Below are 17742 nucleotides of genomic sequence, written 5' to 3'. Positions count from 1 at the left end.
AGAAAAAAATCCTATAGGAAAAATTTTAGGCAATCAGCGATTGCGCCCTTGCTTTTCTTTTCGCAGCCGCACAACCCAGGCGCCATCGCCACCTTGCCTTGCATCCGCATGGCGGAAGCCCGTCACGTAGTATTTCAACTCCGTCTCCTGAAGCCAGTAAGGCAGCATTCCGCGCAAGGAACCAAAACCTTCCGCCCTGCCCTTACCTGTAATGACTATTACTTTTGCGATTCCTTGTTCTTTTGCCCGCATCATAAATTTGTGTAGGGCGTTATAGGCCGTATTTAATGTATGACCGTGCAGGTCAAGCGTAGTTTTGACTTCCTCCGTCCGCACTTTGCTTCGCGCATGGGAAACAGTATCTGCGCTGCGATAAAGGGAACTTTCGGATGCTGCTTCTTTTGCATGCGCCTTTCGTGGCAATGCCACGGCCTCACCGGCAACAACACGCTGCCATAATATTTTTTCTTCCTGCGAAAGCGCTCGTTCTTTTTTGAACGGTTTATCAAGCACAGGTGGTTTTGCGCGCATAGAATTCATACCTTCCTATGCGTTCAGTATAACCATTCTTTCTGAAAGCTCATAGACAAAAGGGCACATGAAGCCATGTGCCCTTTCCGAGTTCATTACCAAAAGAGCGCTTACTGATGGTGCTCTTCATGATGTTCTTCGTGGCGCTCTTCGCGATGCTCACGGTGCTCCTTATGGCGCTCACGGCGTTCTTCGCGGCGCTGCTCGCGCTTTTCATGATGTTCTTCATGGCGCTCCTGGCGCTTCTCCTGATTTGCTTCGTGATGCTGCTCGCGCTTTTCCTGGTGCTCTTCATGACGTTCTTCGCGGCGCTCCTGATGTTCCATGCGGTGCTCCATATGGTCGCCTGGATGACTTCCCGGAGCCGGAGGAGCTTCCTGTGCGAAAACCGGTGCGGAGAGCATGGTAGCTGCGACAAAGGCCGCAGTAAGAATACGTTTCATAAATGTCCATATAATTAAGAGTTGAACCAAATGCCGCACCTTTGCACTGTGCGTTGTAAAACGCTAGCACAGGCATTATTAACCCCGCTTCATGCTTTTATTAATTTTTTGCAATAGTGTTTAATGGTTACGCCTCAAATCAGTTGAATGGCGTCAGAAGCTGTGTTAAGTAGGTCGCGCTTTAAGCAATCTTGATAGAGTCGGGGCGTAGCGCAGCCTGGTAGCGCATCAGTCTGGGGGACTGGGGGTCGCAAGTTCAAATCTTGTCGCCCCGACCATGAAAATCAGAAGCTTATGTAAAGTTTGGAAAAATTGAAAACCACCCGTTGCCACCGGATTACTACTACTCAAAATATCTCATCTATTGCGATGTCCCGCAGTTCCACTTCTTGCAAGATCGGTGATTTTGCTTGCAAGGGATTGTCCTCTCTTGATTTCAGACAGTAGTGTGGAAAAAGCGATACCGGTTCGCTGTGGAACGCTACGGTCCAGATATTTAGTCAGCATATCCCCGGCCTTTGCTGGCAGTTCATCCTGGAAGCAATATCCGTACCTGTTGCCCATTTTTACAACGCGGATATCGGGATAGCGTTCATGCAAGGCACTCAGAAGCTCCCGGCCATTCTGGAATGTCCTGTTATTGCGTATCCCTGTCAGTGCGGTAACCCCACTATATCCCTGCCGGGAAGTCTGAAAGTCTTCCCCGTGATCCACAAGAGCAGTTTCAGAGGATCCGCTGTAAGGGGAAGCCAGTAAGCGCTGCATGGCAGAAAAAACCCTGCTTGTGCCGTAACATTCACGGAATTCCTTGCCGAACCCGTCGTAGAAGAATGTTCCTTCCATCATATTGGAGAGCATCAGCCCTCCTTTCTTAACCATAAGGGCTCTATTGTTCATTATATGCGCCAACGCCAGAAGATTATCGACAACGGATTCGTCGACATACTGAACGATTGCAACGTCCGCCTTGTTAATCCACGCGGTGATATCCGCCAATCCCTTAGCCGGGTCACCATTTACCTTGTCAATCATATCGGCTACGATGAACTTGGCTTTGCCGCTTAGTAATGCGGGAACAGACGGGGCTGCCAGATAAGGATTGTTATTGCCGCCGATGTCTGCGTACTGATTAAGGAAACGATCTTTCGCATTTCTGTCTATGTACCCTTCCCTACCCTCGGTTTTGGCCCAATTCCGTAATGCATTGTAGACCTGAGGATCGGAGTTTTTGATTTCGGCGAGCCATGTGGCCGGATCCCGCCCCTGCGCGGCCTGTGCATAAAATATGGCCGCAATTTCGCGCCAGTTTTCCCAGCGTGGATTAGCAGAACTGGGATCCAGCCATTTGTTCAGGCTTTTCACGTTTTCCGGGCTTCTTTCCATTCCTGTATAGCTCGTACAGAAAGGAGCGCTCATAATTGCAGAAAGCAGGCTGGTACCTGTTCCTCCTTCGACAAATACACCTTCTCCTGCCAATCGCTGCCCTGTGTCAGTAGGTCGGCTGTAACGATATAATTCACCAATATTCTTAGCGACGATGGACAGGTCTTCATCGCCGATAGTATCATACCACATCTTAGAGTAACCTTCTCCTCCTTCTGAGGATATGTCAGGGTAACCTTCGGCGTCGTATTGTGTGATGCCCAGCGTTTTTACAGATGTGATCGCAGGTTCGGCCGGTTTCCTTCTGTCGTCGACTCTTTTTGTGGCTGGCATAACCTGCCTGGCAAGGAAATCGTCAAGAAATACGGGAGGTATATGGGGGGACGCTTCTCCTGCTGCCATCTTCCGATCATACTCGATCAGGTTTGCATCTTCCCGGAAAATAAGACCAGATCGTGTCAAAGCGGCTTCCATATAAGTCGTCCGCATTCCTGCAGTATATTTGAAATCAATATCTATGGGGCCTGATTGGAGATACCGCCTGACCAGCGCATTGATTTCACCCGGCTCTGCGTCCCGTAATTCATCGTCTAACTTTATCCTGAACGCCCATTCTTTACCCAAGAATTCGCTGGGCCCCAGAGCAACGCTACCTGCTTTATCAAAAATAAAATTGGTACTGAGCACCAGCGTTGTCGGAATATCTTCGCCCTCATCGGTTTTGCACTTACCTTGAATGATGGGGTCTGTATAGGTCTGCTCTGCAGTTGTTTGAACGGGTTGCCCTTGTTTGCGCAGGAAGCGGCTGAGCCATGAGCCTGGTTGTTGCGGAACGTCCTTGGGTGGGTCCTGGGGAGGCAATAGCCGGAAGAACCCAGAACCAAATGGAATAGGGGTGAAGACGAAAGGTGAGGATAATAACCGGGGGCGATCGGCAACAAGCGAGTTTGTATATACTGTATGGCTGTATTTCTGATAATTTTGTAGAATGGTGCCGTTTTTTCCTCGTGAAAAAGGGGTCTGGCTTGCACCAAGCAGTCTTTCCAGGCTGATATCCCGCAGTGTTTCCTGTGCCGCTGCAGGACTGTTGTCCTCTCCGATTTTTTGTGTGATGTTCCGCCAGTCTGCCCGAACGAGGGTTGCACATAATTCGGCTTCCTTGGGGATAATAGATGTAGCGTCGGAAAGATATTTTGATATGGCATCGATGATTCTTCTTTGCGGCTCATCCATTTCGCCGGTCGAAAGACATTCGGCGATAAAAATATCTGCCTTTTCTAACAATCTTTTATTGTCGGTTCTCAAATTGATGGCGGTTGCATCGCCTTTTTTAAGTTTTATGACGTTTCCCAATCCACAATGCTGAAGAAATCCCTTTGTGATTTCATAGGTATCGTCGTTGATTTCAATCGCATGCACCTGTTTTGCGCCATGTGCTGCCATCAGCATCGATAAGATACTGGTTCCCGTACCGGCATCGATGGCCGATTCAATAGGAAGGTCTTCTTCTATCCTCTGGTGAATGGTTGCTTTTACACCTTTGGCGAATTGAATGGTTCTTTTGGTGTCAACCAGACATTTCAATGCATCAAATACATGCATGCCTGAGGTTTTTGTCTGGTCATCCTGTGCTGTGGCGTAAGCTGTTGCGGGCCAGAAATTCGGGTTATCAAGATGGGGCTTGATGTCCCGATCAAAATCCAGGTTTTTATCGAAAGGAATAAGAGTGACCCCTTCTCCGTCCCTGTCGGGTACGTCAAGCACGAAGCCTTTGCCTTCAAAAAATGCCCCCATGAAGCGTGTGTAAACCCTTGCAATATCAAAAAGGACCTCCTGCAGTTCCTCATCGCTGCCGGCACTCTGGATACGGGAGAGGACGTCGCTCAGATCCGGGGTTCCCCTTAAATCCGGAGCAAGTGGCGGATTGACAGGCTCGACAAAGGTCGGGAATGTCCGGTTGCCTTGATTATCGAAGCCCCTCCGCCATCCGCCGGTGGGCTGCTTTATTTCGTCTGCCCGGATCTGATCCACGACTTCCTGCAACTTATCCCATTGTGAAATAGGAATGTCGTAGAATGTGAGGGTTGCTGTATCTGTCTCCTGTGGGCCTAGAAGAGCATGGGTCAAAGCAGGCACGCTTTCTGCTGGCAGGTGGGCATCCGGGTCCGTGTTTGCAATATCCAAGGCTTCTTCCCTCAGATCCATATAGCTGCCTCCCTGGAAATACCTGAACGCGCTTTTTTCATGAGTGATGCCTGCGTTCGTTAGGATTTGCGAGAGGTTGGCACGCGTGATTCCCGGGACAACCTCTGGTGCGGGAATGCTAATGGTCAGGGCAATAAAATCATCGGGTTTGGGATTACTCGGAGGGACAAGACGAACATCGCCTTCAGGATCTTCGCTAATGAGTTCGTTGCCGTTGATGCTGGATGGATCAGGATAAAAAATCCCAGGTCTCGGAAGTTCATCTCCACCACGATTGATGCCACTTATATAATTAATGGTATCCGGATTTTGTATGCCACATCGGAATTGAACTTTAATAGACATAAAAATAGGTTACCTCTATTTTAAACATGACCAATTCTATAAGAAAATGGTAAAAATACAGCTAACTTTTGTGTCGTTATGCAGAAATACTGCTGTTTCATCTATAAAGACACGCATCTGTTATTTTCCTTTCTTTAAGAGCCTGCCACCGGGTAATTATTCTCCCCTGCGCTTATTTGGACACTATAAAGCAACTATTTCTTCCTATATGCCTGCCAGAAGACACAAATTTATTGGTTTTTAATTTTTGTGCCGTATTATAAATAGGTCAGGATAGGATATACACAGGTGAACTATGGCCGAACCTTCGAAGAATGCTGAACAAACGGAATCCATGGAGGAAATCCTCCAATCCATAAAGCGTATTATGGACGATAATACCGTTGGCGAACAGAAACCCGCCGAAGATGTCTTCGACCTTACGGACGTTGTGAAGGAAGGCGATGCTGCGCCTGCCCAGCCTGCAAATACGGTTGATACATTGCAGGCCGTTGAAGCCGTGTTTTCCGCTCCGCCTAAGCCTGCCCCCGCTCCAAAGAGAGCAGCTCCGCAAATTGATGATGGGCTGATGTCGGAAACGAGCGTCAATGCCGCAGCCACTGCTTTCAAGCAGATCGTAGACAGCACGCAGAAAGATTATTCCATTCCCACAATTCCCTCTCCTGCTCTGCGCAGCGGTAATACGGTGGAAGATCTCGTGATCGAAGCCCTCCGCCCCATGCTCAAGGATTGGCTGGATACAAATCTGCCCGTCATCGTCCAGAAGATCGTGGAAAAAGAAATCAAGCGCATCGTCAGCATGCATAACGACTAAGCCGCTTGCCTTATTTTATTTGAACCAGGTGCTTTATGTTCGCATTGGATCACAGGCTTGAACATGAGACGTTCTTTGTAGCGGACCTTGAACTTTCCCGTGTGATACTGATGAACAACGCGCTTTTCCCGTGGCTGATACTAGTGCCGCGCGTGGAAAAGGCCGTCGAGTTAATCGACCTTTCGGACATGGACCAGCATTTGCTGATGGATGAAATCTCGTTTGCTTCCGTCGTTGTCCGAAATGTTTTCAATCCGCATAAAATCAACGTAGCGGCACTGGGCAATCAGACAAAGCAGTTGCATGTCCATATCATTGCGCGTTTCACTACCGACAGCGCATGGCCGGAACCTGTCTGGGGCAAAGGCAGCCAACCTTATGACGATCCCAAACCGCTTGTGGAAAAACTGCACTGGTCGTTTAAGAGCTGATGCTAACTCACCCTATTCATTTTCTTCCGGGGACGATGTGTAATGAGCGTATCTGGGAACTTGTCTATCCGCACCTCGACAGCCGCTTAGAAAAATCCTATATCGCACTGGAACGCTGCCCGTACAGGCAGGCTATGCTTCAGGCCATACGGGAGGCGGCAGTCCGGCAAGGGCCGTTGAATGTCGCCGCCTTTTCCATGGGCGGATATATTGCCATTGAATATGCGCTGATGCACCCGCACGATATACAATCACTAGCCATTGTGGGCGCTTCGGCTTTCGGCCTGCAGGAAAATGAGAAGCGCGACCGGCAGAAGGTTATGGATGCACTGGCCCGTCACCCTTACAAAGGACTTTCCGAGCATCGCATTCAGCAGTTGCTTTTACCTTCCCATCAGGCAGATGAGACTATACGTGAAGTCCTATACAGCATGGATCAAGCGTTGGGACGCGACGTGCTGCTTGCACAATTGCAGGAAACCACCACACGCCCTTGCCTTGAAAACCAGCTTACGCAATTGCGTTGTCCGGTTCTGCTTGTTGGCTCGCAGCATGATAACATCGTTGCCAAAGGCGATATGGAACGTATGCAGCAGCTGATTCCGGATTGCGAACTCCATATGCTTGAGGATACCGGCCATATGATCACGCTGGAGGCGCCGCAGGCACTGGCGGGATTGCTGAATCACTTCTTCTTGAATCAATAATTTGCCAGACGGTCTGTAAGCCGGGTTCTGTCTTTCACCTCTGACGAGGCGGAGACGGCCATTCATCTAGGATAATCGTCGCCGATTACCTCGAGCAACCTACCCGGACTGCTGCTGCGGAATCAACTGCCGGCAGAGCCAGCGCGCAGTCCCTATTTGGTTTTGCTTCCAGCGGGGTTTTCCCTGCCGCTTACGTTACCGCAAGCGCGGTGCGCTCTTACCGCACCATTTCACCCTTACCTTCATAAAAGGCGGTATATTTTCTGTGGCACTTTCCCTTGGGTTACCCCAGGCGGGCGTTACCCGCCGCTGTTTTCCGTGAAGCCCGGACTTTCCTCGTACATTTGCATGCACGCGACCGTCCGACCGTCTGGCAGAGCCGTATTACAGCATTTTCAGCAATCCGGCAAGTAGGCGATCGCATTCGCCGTCCCATTGCCCATTCACCATATCCGGACGGAAATGACGCTGGAAAGCTTTTACCAGCTGGATCGTCTCTTCCGGCGTTTGCGGCGCTGCGTAGCCATAGGCCATTAAAGCTTCCGCATAAGACGCCTCTGTAGCTTGTGCCTCTTGCGGCCACAGGCCAATTCCCTGCTCTGCCAGCCCCTTCCAGTTGAATAACTCACCCGGGTCCTGTTTGCGTTGCGGCGCGACGTCTGAGTGTCCTACAACATTCCCGTCCGAAATAGCGTGACGCGCAAGAATATCTTTGCACAGAAGCGTTACTGCCTGCATCTGGATTTCCGGGAACGGCCGGTAGCCGAATTCGTGGCCGGGGTTAACAATCTCAATCCCAATCGAGATGTTATTGACGTTTTTATGCCCGCGCCAATAGCTTAAGCCTGCATGCCAGGCGCAGTCCTGCTCTTTTACCAGCCTGTAGATCGTTCCGTCTTCTTCCACCACATAATGCGCACTCACCTGTGCCTGCGGGTCGCATAAGCGCTGGAGCGCCTCTTCAGCCGTGCGCATACCCGTGTAATGCAGCACCAGCATGGATATTTCAGCCCCGTTGCGGCTGCCGAAATTCGGGGACGGTTTTTCTATAATCGCCATCTCAAACCTTCTATCGCTGACGTTTGCACGCATTTTTAGAGAAATATCCTAAAAATCCGCGTTTGCCAAACCCGGATTTATGGTTATATATTGCCCTTGAGAAGTAAGGAATCCGGGCATTATGAGCGATTTATTCAATTCAAACAAAGCCAGACCAGTCAAATCCGAAACCTATACCGCCGAAGATATTGAAGTTCTTGAAGGGCTTGAGCCGGTACGCCGCCGCCCCGGCATGTATATCGGCGGTACGGACGAGCACGCCATGCACCATCTTGTGAGCGAGGTGTTCGACAACTCCATGGACGAAGCCGTGGCAGGGCATGCCAGCCGCATTGAAATGGAACTCGAGGAAGATAATGTCATCACCATCCGCGATAACGGACGTGGTATTCCTATTGACCCACACCCCAAATACCCAAAGAAATCAGCCCTTGAAGTGATTTTCACCATGCTGCATTCAGGCGGCAAGTTCAGCGGCAAAGCCTATGAAACCTCCGGCGGATTGCACGGCGTAGGTGTTTCCGTCGTCAACGCGCTTTCGGATGTGCTGGAAGTGGAAGTTGTGCGCGACCGCACGGTTTATAAACAAAGCTACTCACGCGGCGAACCGCAGAGCAAGCTGCGCCAGGAAGGTACCGTGCAGAACCGCAAAGGCACGAGTATCACGTTTCACCCCGATCCTCAAATATTCGGCGATAAAAATAAATTCAGGCCGGAAAAATTATATAAACTTGCGCGTTCCAAAGCCTATCTGTTTCGCGGCGTGGAAATACGCTGGAAATGCGCAGCAGGCCTGCTTACCGAAGGCAGCGAGATTCCCACGGAAGATACGATCCACTTTCCGGGCGGCCTGAAAGACTTTCTGGAACTGACCATCGTGGGGCGGACCACCATTACTCCCCAGCATTTTGTGGGCGAGGCTGAACTCAGCGACCGCCAGGGACGCATTGAATGGGCGCTGGCCTGGACTTCCGATGACGATGAAGGCAGCACACGTTCTTATTGCAACACCATTCATACGCCAGAGGGCGGTACGCACGAGTCCGGCTTCAAGAGCGCCGTCACCAAATCCATCAAGGCTTATGGCGAACGTTTAGGCAATAAAAAGGCAGGAATCATTACCGGCGATGACGTCTTCTCCGGCTCATCGCTGATTCTTTCCCTTTTCATTCGCGATCCACAGTTCCAGGGACAGACCAAAGATAAACTTGTAAGCGCAGAAGCCGCCAAATGGGTGGAGAATGTCGTGCGCGACCATTTCGACCATTGGCTTGCCGGTGACAATGAAAGCGCAAGCGCATTGATCAATTACGTCATCAATAATGCCGAAGACCGCCTCAAGCGCAAAGCCGAGAAAGATGTCAGCCGTAAATCCGTTACGGGCCGTCTGCGACTCCCTGGCAAACTCGCCGACTGTACACGCAGTCATGGTAAGGATACGGAAATATTCCTCGTGGAAGGCGATTCGGCAGGTGGTTCCGCCAAGCAGGCGCGTAGCCGTGAGACACAAGCCGTATTGCCGTTGCGCGGCAAAATTCTGAACGTTGCCAGTGCAACATCCGAGAAGATCCGTGCGAATCAGGAAATCGCCGATATGATTCTTGCCTTGGGCTGCGGCACGGGCAAACATTATAACGATGCGGATTTGCGTTATGAACGCATTATCATCATGACCGACGCTGACGTGGACGGTGCGCATATCGCTTCGCTGTTGATGACGTTTTTCTACCAGGAAATGCCGGGCCTCATCCGGCACGGACATTTGTTCCTCGCATTGCCGCCGCTTTACCGCATTACGCATGGTACGACCACGCATTACGCACGCGATGACAAAGAAAAAGATGCGCTCGTTGCTACGCTGAGTAAAAAGCCCGGCAAGCTGGAAATCGGTCGTTTTAAAGGTTTGGGTGAAATGACTGCAGCGCAGCTTAAGGAAACGACAATGCAATCCGGTAAGCGCGTATTGCTTCGTGTAGGCATTGCCGAGGATGAAGCAGATGATACGCGCGCGCGTGTAGATCAGTTAATGGGTAAAAAGCCGGAATTCCGTTTTCAATTCATTCAGGAAGAGACCGCACGGCGCGGCAAGGAAATTTCAGAGCAATTGGATGTATAATTTTATACGCGCGGTGTCGGGCCCATATTTCCGCCACGGCCACCATATTGGGCCTGGAAATAACCATCCGGTTTTACACCACCGTTTCCGGCGCCGATAACCTGCATCTGAGCGATAGCTTCTCTGCGCTTTGCTTCAATCATGTTATCAATATTCTGCACTTCTTTTTCTTTTACGCCGAACAGGTTTTTTATTCCTTTAATCAAAGCAGGACCAATTGCGAAGGCCGCGACGACTGACATAATGATGCCGTGATTACGGAACATTTCACCGCCACGGTTCAGCGTGCTGGCAATTCCATTTACGGCCGGATCTACCCCTACTCTTCGACCAGCATTGCCTGCGCCGGTAACGCCATCACGCACACCACTGCCAAGGTTTTTTACCGAGTCGAGTAAATTAGATCCTGCCTGCCATGCCATACGTTACCTGTCACTTCCTTAAGGAATAAAGCTTGGAGCGCGCATTCCCTGCTGCTGTTGCTGTTCTTGCTGTAATACCCTGGCGCTATGCGGGCCGTATGCTACACGCCCTGCATCCTGTTGTTGAGCTCCTGCAGCGGCGCCCATTGCCATTGCTTCCATATAATCGGAGCGCATCTGGTTCTGAGCTGTCAGTTCGGCCAGTTGCGCACGCTTATTATCCATCGTTATTTCTTGCTGCTGCTGTTGCGCATTCTTTGCGCCTTTCCCCATCCCGAACAGCCCGCCAAAGAAAGAAAATGTCGGCCCTAATATCGTTGCTCCCAGAGCAGCCGTTGCACCTACCGCACCTAATGCCAGCAACCCAAGGCCAACCGGTCCCGTCAGCAGTGCAACTGTTGTTGCCGCAGCGGCGGCGGCTACCCCGATAGCGAAGCCCAAAAGGCCGCCTCTGGTCCCGCCTAACATTCCCGTCAGTCCGCCGATTACAGCACCTGCGGCCAGCCCAACAGCTAAAGGACCTGCAAAAGCAGCTGCAGCCAATCCCAACCCTGTTAAGGCGGCAGGCCCCAAGGTAGCCCAGCCGAAGCCTTTCAGGCCCCCTTTGGCTGCCCCACCTGCTGCCTGCAATGTTGTATCGAGTATCGCCATTTCTTACCTATCAAGCAGATTCCCTGCTTATCCTATCTCATCTTACCACATCCTGCTCCTGCAACAAATTAAGCTTTTGTTACAATTTCCCGGCCTACTTACCGCCTACCCCTGCATACGCTCCCTGCCCCTGCGAAGCAGCAGTGGTTGGCGTGGGTAACGGTGCTATTGCGCCATTCCCATTCGCAGGCGCAGATTGAGAAGCCTGTATTCTCTCCTGCAATTTATCCTGAACCATCTGTGATATCTTCTCTCTATCACCTGTGACGACTACATCATCCCATGTTGTGTTGCCCTGCAGTCCCAATGCCCGCCCTGCAGCTATTATTTCTGCGAGCTCTTTATCCTGCGGTCCAGATTTCTCTGAAGTGCCAGCCGGTGCAGCCGCTTTATTCTCCGCCGTTGTTTCACCAGCCTCTACCGGTTTTCCAAGCACTCTGGCTGTTGCAGCCTTTGATTTCTCTTCTGACAGATAAGTTACACCCGCCACTTCGATTGGCGGGATCACATACCCTTTTTCTTCCATCATTTGCTCGGTATTCTTTTTGGTAATCGATATGACGCTATTTATCGCATCCTGACCGTAATCATTCTTCAAAGCGTTTTTACCTGCAAAAATCAGTGGAAGGAATCCCAGCGGATTGCCTACTCCTAAGCCTGCTGCTGCGGTATCCGCACCAAACATTCCCAATACACCAGCCAGCAATTTACCCTTAAAAAAACCAGTACCGGCATGTGCCGTCCGCCCGAGTGCGCCTACGCCATGTTTTTCCTTGGCGTCTTTCATGGCGATTTCTTTAAAATACGCTGCCCCCTCCTTATCGCCCGCCGCTTCCAGCATGCCAGAATAGACACATAAATCGTATAAACTATGACGTTCGCCGGTTCCTTCGTCGCGCCATTCCATTTTACGCAAATGTTTCAAATCAGCCGCATTTACTCTTTCCAGATGCCCGGTGACAGGCGCGGCTTCATATTGACTATTCATATAGTCAATATGACCTACCGTACGATTATCTATTTTTTTGCCCATTGAATCGCCCTCATCTATCCAAGTGGATTCATGCCACCCTGTTTATAGACCTGTAACATCTTCTTCATATTATATTTGATAAGTGATAAGAACAAGTTAACATCTTATGACAGTTTTATGACATATTTGTGACACCCGCCCCATTTAAAAACAAAAATACCCCAGCGAATTCAATCGACTGGGGTATTTTTTCAGTTCCCGCTTTTGCAGGGTATTATTGGTCGTGATGCGTCATTTCATCATGTTCGCGGCGTTCATGCTTGGCGTGGCGGTCACGGCGCTCCTGGCGGCGCTTTTCCATTCTTTCCCTGTTCATTTCATGGTTCAGCTTGCGCTGTTCGCGCTTGGTAATGTGTCCGTCATGCTTGGATTCATCACGCTGAAGCTGGTTCTGGATGTGCTGGTCGCGCTTTTCGTCGCGTTCAGCCTGTCCCGGCGTGAGCTTACCGTGATCGGCAGCATTAAGCGTATTATTTTCCTGATGTTCTACCCTTTCTTCCACCTGGTTGATACGGGGGTGGCCGGGATCGACCTGAGCCATGGCGGGAAGAGACAATGCCGTGCTGGCGGCAAGGGAGAATACTACAGCACTCAAGAAACGGATTTTCATAAAATTGCCCTCTTGTTATGTTTTCCTCAACTATGAGTCATAGCTGATGGTCTTAACATAGCAAAAGCAACATTGCAGGCCCTTGGGCAAAAGATTAAAAAGTTGCAACCTATGAAAATGAGCCCGGGAACAAGATTCGGGCGAAGAGGGTTTCCCCTCCTCGCCCTTTACACTCTTACAATCCAAACATGCTCAGCATCGGCGAATCGGTCAATTGCGCCTGCTTGTCCGAATAGAAGCCGTTGAAATTGGTCTGCATGGTTTTGCTGTACGCACCCAGCCCGCCGATTTCGATCCAGTCGCCTTCGCAAATATCCGCCGGCAACATGAACGGCCCTTTCATCATATCCAGCGAGTCGCAGGTCGGCCCAAAGAAGCCGAATGCTTCCATCTGGCCGGAGAAACCGCTGGAGATGCGTAGCGCACGTGCAGGATACACAAAGCCGGGGTAACCTGCATCGAACAGGCTGCCATACACGCCGTCGTTAATGTACAGCATGTTGCCCTTGCGCATTTCCACCTTCACGACCACAGAACCATTCTCTGCGACAATCGCACGGCCGGGTTCACAGAACACTCCATAATCTTCTGCAAAACCATATTCATTCAGCGAAGCCGAGATAACGTCCATGTAGCTTTGCAGCGATACCGGAGCGAGATCAGGATAGATGGACGGGAAACCGCCGCCAACATCGATCATATCCACTTTCACGCCTGCTTCATCGATCACAGCGCGCGCAGCGGCAATGGCCTTGCGGTAGTCTTCCGGATCCATGCATTGCGATCCGACATGGAAACAAATGCCAAGCTTCCCGGCGACACCTCTTGCTGCCCGCAACAATTCAACGGCTTCGGCGCCTTTACAGCCGAATTTACCGCTCAAGCTAAGAGCCGCATGTTCGTTGGACACAGCAAGCCTTACATACAGCGTCAGATCGCGCGCGTTGTTCGTCATGGCCTCGATTTTGGCAAGCTCCGCCAGCGAATCCAGCGAGAAGCTGCGAATCGAGAATTTATTGTAGGCGAACATGATCGAGTCGCGGCTTTTGACCGGGTGCATGTAATGCATGGTCGCGCCGGGGCATTCCCTGGCGACAAGCTCAATCTCTGCCAGAGACGCCACGTCAAAGTGCCTGACACCTGCTTCGTGAACGGTTTTCAGTGCAAGCGGATCTGGATTGGTTTTTACGGCGTACATCACCTCGCCCGGAAACGCAGAGACAAACCACTTGGCAGCAGTTTCCACAACATGCGTGCGCATGCAGTGTACTGGCATAGATGGTTTCATACGTTTTACGAGATGGTGCGCCGAATCGAATTTCGGCAGTTCTGGCTGCTTCTGCGGCAGCGGGTTATTTATAACGGAGAACTTGTTGCGGCTTGTGCGCGCGGTCTTGGCGGATGTTGTTTTTTTCATTTCTGGCTTGTGTCCTTCGATTGGAGGTTAAAATCGCTACGGAATTTTGGCACGGAAAAACATAAAAACCCTATTAGTTGTTAAAAAAGTAGCTCCTCACGACTACATATAGTAGGGACAAGGAACTATGAAGAATATTATATTAAAATTTTTTAAGTTAAAGTATTTTTTTGGCACTGAAGGTAAAATTTACCTGTTGATTTTCACAGTGTTGCCCTCATGCCGCTCTTGCCGCGCCACTCTTATCAGATTGCTGGTTGACAGGACGCTTTCAGTACCCCTAACTAACGCCTCTTACCTATAAAAAATCTACCTGTAAGTACAAGGATATTAATGACTGAAGCCTCTGTTTGTCTTCTGGGAGCACGCAGCATGCTGGGTAAACGCCTTGCAGCTATGCTCATAAAAGCCCAATTTCGCGTTGACGCCGTTACGCGCGCCGATTCTGCTCCCGCCGACATGGAAAGCCTGCCAGGCCTCGTCTGGCACACAGTGCGCCCGCCTATGCCACTTCCGCAAAGCGATATACTGGTTTCCATGATGCCTTTATGGGAACTGCCGAACTACCTTGCGCAATGTCCGGAAAGCGTCAAGCGCCTGATTTCCTTTTCTTCCACCAGCCGTCTCGCCAAAAGCGACTCGCCCGATCCGCAGGAACGGAAGCTTGCCGCCATGCTTGCGGACGCAGAAGAAAAAGTGGCTGCCTGGGCCAAAGCGCGCGGCATTCCCTGGGTCATATTACGCCCCACGATGATCTACGACGAGGGCAAGGACAAAAATGTCACCGCAGTCGCCAATTTTATTCGTAAATTCGGCTTCTTTCCTATCGTCGGCAAAGGCAGCGGACTCAGAATGCCCGTCTATGCGGAAGACCTGGCCACCGCCGTCCTCCAGATATTGCAACATTCTGATTTACCCTTGAATTATTACAATTTATCGGGTAAGGATAGCATAACTTATCGCGAGATGGTTGTGAGAATATTTGAGGCCCTTGGCAAGAAACCGCGTATCGTGCACCTGCCTGAAGCCGGACTGACATGCGCCATACGGTGCCTGCGGCTCCTGTCACGCTTCCGACACCTGACACCGGGTATCGCCGTGCGCATGCAGAAGGATCAGGCATTTTCCAGCGATGACGCGGTACGGGATTTCGCCTACGCACCACGCTCTTTCCATCCCGTCTTCACGCATTGACTTTAAGCTCATAAGTTTGAGGAAACATACGGTACTATGACAGAGATGCAGCCTCCCAGACTCACCGTCATCATAGCCGTGCGTAATGCTGTCTCCACTATTTCGCGCGCGCTTGATTCGCTTATCGCGCAGCATTATCCGAATCTTGAGATCATTGTATATGACGGGCTGTCGGACGACGGTACCGTCAAAGTGCTGGAACATTATGCGCATGTCATCACCGTGCTGAAAAGCGAGCGCGATAACGGCCCGACCGATGGATACCGCAAAGGCATTGCACTGGCTACTGGTGAATATATCGGCCGCCTGAATGCCGATGATGTCTACGAGCCCGGCACATTATGGGCCGTTGCAGATAATATTGTTAAGTATCCCGATGCCGAATTGTTCAGCTTCGGTATGATCTGCCGCGTACAGAACCGGCGCGGCCAGAGCAAGGTGCAGGGATATTTTGCCGATGAACGGCAACTCGATATCAGCCTGGAAAGCGTGCTGTCGGAAAATCCGATTTCTCTTCTGCCGCGCTTTATCCGTAAGTCGCTGTTTCAGGATGTAGGTGCCTTCAATCTCGACCGTAAATTATGGTACTACTCCAGCGACCGTGAATGGATGGCGCGGCTGGCGTTGCGCGGATGCAAGAATGTCATTATTCCGCATGCGCTATATGGTCTTACCTATCGCTGCAAGAGCCCGCATGAGACACTGGAGAACTCTGCTGCCCTCATGGAAGAACATACGCAGATCGCCCAGAGCCTGCTCGCACGCAGCGACCTTACCGCACGCCAGAAAGATGTGATTGTGAGCTGGCAATGCCGCCAGCTTGCTATCGGATTCTGGCAGGCACTGCTGGTCATAAGGCTCGATAAAGCGGAAACCTTCGTGACGCAAGGCATCGCCTGCCGGGGATGGAAGTTTGTGCCGCTGAGTCTCTACCTGCTCATCAGGAAATTATCCAAGACGATGTGCCTGTGGGTATGCGGCGGCATTAATCGCGGGATATAAAAAAGGGGGGAATGAAAATTCCCCCCTTGCTTATGTTTATCCTCCCGCTCCTGTGTACGAGATTATCGTATTACTCGACAAACGGATCGTTGACGAGGATCGTGTCTTCACGTTTCGGACTTGTGGAAAGCAGCGTGATCTGGCATTCGATCAGTTCTTCCACGCGGCGGATGTATTTGATCGCCGCTGCCGGAAGTTCCGCCCAGCTGCGTGCGCCTTTCGTGCTTTCGCTCCAGCCCGGAATGGTTTCATATACAGGCTCGATGCCCGCCTGAATCGTCTGGCTTGCAGGCAGATAGTCGTAGGTTTCACCCTTGTATTTATAACCGACGCAGACCTTGATTTCCTTGAACCCGTCCAGCACGTCGAGCTTCGTGAGCGCGATACCTTTGATGCCGCATACTTTCACGGTCTGGCGCACGAGCACAGCATCGAACCAGCCGCAACGGCGCGGACGACCTGTGACCGTACCAAATTCATGGCCGATCTTGCCGATCGTCTGGCCGATTTCGTCGTTAAGTTCCGTCGGGAACGGGCCGCTGCCCACGCGCGTCGTGTAGGCTTTGGTGATGCCTAACACGAAACCGATGGCGCTCATGCCGACGCCGGAGCCAAATGTTGCCGCACCGCTCATCGTGTTTGAAGACGTTACGAACGGATACGTACCGTGATCCACGTCGAGCATTGCACCTTGTGCGCCTTCGAACAAAATACGTTTGCCGCTCTTGCGCAGATTATCCAGCAGTCTCCAGGCCGGAACCGCGAACGGCAGAATCTTCGGAGCGATTTCCAGCAGTCCATCAAGGATTTCCTGCTTGCTGATCAGTTCAACGCCGCATTCCTTGAGCAGCGGATTGTGGTGTGCGAGGACCATATCGAGCTTGCTGCTCAGGATGTCCTTATCCGCCAGATCGCATACGCGGATTGCACGGCGGCCGGCTTTGTCTTCGTAAGCAGGACCAATACCGCGTCCCGTGGTGCCGATCTTCGCAGCGCCGCGCAATGCTTCCGTTGCCTGGTCGAGCTTGCGGTGCACGGGCAGAATGAGCGTCGCATTTTCCGCAATCTTGAGATTATCGGAGTTGATATTCACACCAAGCTTGCGAATGGTTTCAATTTCTTTGAGCAGCTCGAATGGATCGATCACGACACCGTTGCCGATGATGCTGAGTTTATCCTGTCGCACTACGCCGGAAGGCAGCAGGCTAAGTTTATAAGTGACGCCGTCGATTACGAGCGTGTGACCTGCGTTATGCCCGCCCTGAAAACGCACTACCACATCCGCGCGTTCGGACAGCCAGTCCACGATCTTGCCCTTGCCTTCATCACCCCACTGCGAACCTACTACTGCAACATTTGTCATAATTGAGCTCTATCCC

At 51.2% G+C, this 17742-nt stretch carries 16 protein-coding genes, 1 tRNA gene and 1 other RNA gene; 7 read left to right on the top strand and 11 right to left on the bottom strand.

Annotated elements, in window-relative coordinates:
- Window positions 1-33: 33 nt before the first annotated feature.
- A complete protein-coding gene (locus VFT64_00390) occupies window positions 34-531 on the bottom strand; it encodes a Smr/MutS family protein (protein HEU5046279.1) in 498 nt (165 codons plus the stop codon).
- 110 nt (window positions 532-641) lie between these two features.
- Window positions 642-974 carry a hypothetical protein gene (locus tag VFT64_00385; protein ID HEU5046278.1) on the bottom strand — a complete coding sequence of 111 codons (333 nt, stop codon included), beginning with the start codon at window positions 972-974 and terminating at the stop codon, window positions 642-644.
- Between the two features lie 201 nt (window positions 975-1175).
- Between VFT64_00385 and VFT64_00380 the strand changes: the two genes are divergently transcribed.
- Window positions 1176-1252 (top strand) — tRNA-Pro (locus tag VFT64_00380).
- A gap of 79 nt (window positions 1253-1331) precedes the next feature.
- On the opposite strand, the gene VFT64_00375 is transcribed toward VFT64_00380, so the two are convergent.
- Window positions 1332-4907 (bottom strand): hypothetical protein, encoded by a 3576-nt coding sequence (locus VFT64_00375; GenBank protein ID HEU5046277.1) that lies wholly within the window; start codon window positions 4905-4907, stop codon window positions 1332-1334.
- A 295-nt stretch (window positions 4908-5202) separates the two neighbouring features.
- Here VFT64_00375 and VFT64_00370 point away from each other — a divergent pair, with 295 nt between their 5' ends.
- The 3 genes from VFT64_00370 to VFT64_00360 are packed head-to-tail and all read left to right on the top strand — an operon-like array spanning window position 5203 to window position 6859.
- Window positions 5203-5721, top strand: a complete 519-nt coding sequence (locus tag VFT64_00370) for a DUF2497 domain-containing protein (GenBank protein ID HEU5046276.1) — start codon at window positions 5203-5205, stop codon at window positions 5719-5721.
- A 35-nt stretch (window positions 5722-5756) separates the two neighbouring features.
- The gene (locus tag VFT64_00365) at window positions 5757-6152 is read left to right on the top strand and encodes an HIT family protein (protein HEU5046275.1); all 396 of its coding nucleotides are present in this window, start codon (window positions 5757-5759) and stop codon (window positions 6150-6152) included.
- Between the two features lie 35 nt (window positions 6153-6187).
- Entirely contained in the window at window positions 6188-6859 is a 672-nt protein-coding gene (locus VFT64_00360) for an alpha/beta fold hydrolase (GenBank protein HEU5046274.1), read from the top strand.
- Here VFT64_00360 and rnpB read toward each other — a convergent pair.
- An RNA gene (gene rnpB, locus VFT64_00355) (RNase P RNA component class A) lies at window positions 6860-7233 on the bottom strand.
- A 10-nt stretch (window positions 7234-7243) separates the two neighbouring features.
- Complete coding sequence (locus tag VFT64_00350; GenBank protein HEU5046273.1) at window positions 7244-7951, bottom strand: N-acetylmuramoyl-L-alanine amidase; 708 nt, start codon at window positions 7949-7951, stop codon at window positions 7244-7246.
- An 88-nt stretch (window positions 7952-8039) separates the two neighbouring features.
- Here VFT64_00350 and parE point away from each other — a divergent pair, with 88 nt between their 5' ends.
- On the top strand, window positions 8040-10034 hold the full coding sequence (gene parE, locus VFT64_00345; GenBank protein ID HEU5046272.1) for a DNA topoisomerase IV subunit B: 1995 nt from the start codon (window positions 8040-8042) through the stop codon (window positions 10032-10034).
- Between the two features lie 2 nt (window positions 10035-10036).
- On the opposite strand, the gene VFT64_00340 is transcribed toward parE, so the two are convergent.
- The 5 genes from VFT64_00340 to VFT64_00320 form a co-directional block, all read right to left on the bottom strand.
- A complete protein-coding gene (locus VFT64_00340; GenBank protein ID HEU5046271.1) occupies window positions 10037-10456 on the bottom strand; it encodes a hypothetical protein in 420 nt (139 codons plus the stop codon).
- An 18-nt stretch (window positions 10457-10474) separates the two neighbouring features.
- The gene (locus VFT64_00335; protein ID HEU5046270.1) at window positions 10475-11107 is read right to left on the bottom strand and encodes a hypothetical protein; all 633 of its coding nucleotides are present in this window, start codon (window positions 11105-11107) and stop codon (window positions 10475-10477) included.
- 94 nt (window positions 11108-11201) lie between these two features.
- Window positions 11202-12140 carry a hypothetical protein gene (locus VFT64_00330; GenBank protein HEU5046269.1) on the bottom strand — a complete coding sequence of 313 codons (939 nt, stop codon included), beginning with the start codon at window positions 12138-12140 and terminating at the stop codon, window positions 11202-11204.
- A gap of 214 nt (window positions 12141-12354) precedes the next feature.
- Window positions 12355-12750 (bottom strand): hypothetical protein, encoded by a 396-nt coding sequence (locus tag VFT64_00325; protein HEU5046268.1) that lies wholly within the window; start codon window positions 12748-12750, stop codon window positions 12355-12357.
- Between the two features lie 175 nt (window positions 12751-12925).
- On the bottom strand, window positions 12926-14167 hold the full coding sequence (locus VFT64_00320; protein HEU5046267.1) for a type III PLP-dependent enzyme: 1242 nt from the start codon (window positions 14165-14167) through the stop codon (window positions 12926-12928).
- A 333-nt stretch (window positions 14168-14500) separates the two neighbouring features.
- On the opposite strand from VFT64_00320, the gene VFT64_00315 reads away from it, so the two are divergent.
- The gene (locus tag VFT64_00315) at window positions 14501-15361 is read left to right on the top strand and encodes an NAD-dependent epimerase/dehydratase family protein (protein HEU5046266.1); all 861 of its coding nucleotides are present in this window, start codon (window positions 14501-14503) and stop codon (window positions 15359-15361) included.
- Window positions 15362-15397: 36 nt separating this feature from the next.
- Complete coding sequence (locus VFT64_00310; protein HEU5046265.1) at window positions 15398-16363, top strand: glycosyltransferase; 966 nt, start codon at window positions 15398-15400, stop codon at window positions 16361-16363.
- Between the two features lie 70 nt (window positions 16364-16433).
- Here the strand turns inward: VFT64_00310 and VFT64_00305 are convergent, their stop codons facing one another.
- Window positions 16434-17726, bottom strand: a complete 1293-nt coding sequence (locus VFT64_00305) for an adenylosuccinate synthase (protein HEU5046264.1) — start codon at window positions 17724-17726, stop codon at window positions 16434-16436.
- Between the last annotated feature and the right edge of the window lie 16 nt (window positions 17727-17742).

It is taken from the genome of Rickettsiales bacterium (assembly GCA_035765535.1).
Classification (GTDB): Bacteria; Pseudomonadota; Alphaproteobacteria; order Rickettsiales; family JABCZZ01; genus JABCZZ01.
This window is presented reverse-complemented; position numbering and strand designations above follow the sequence as displayed.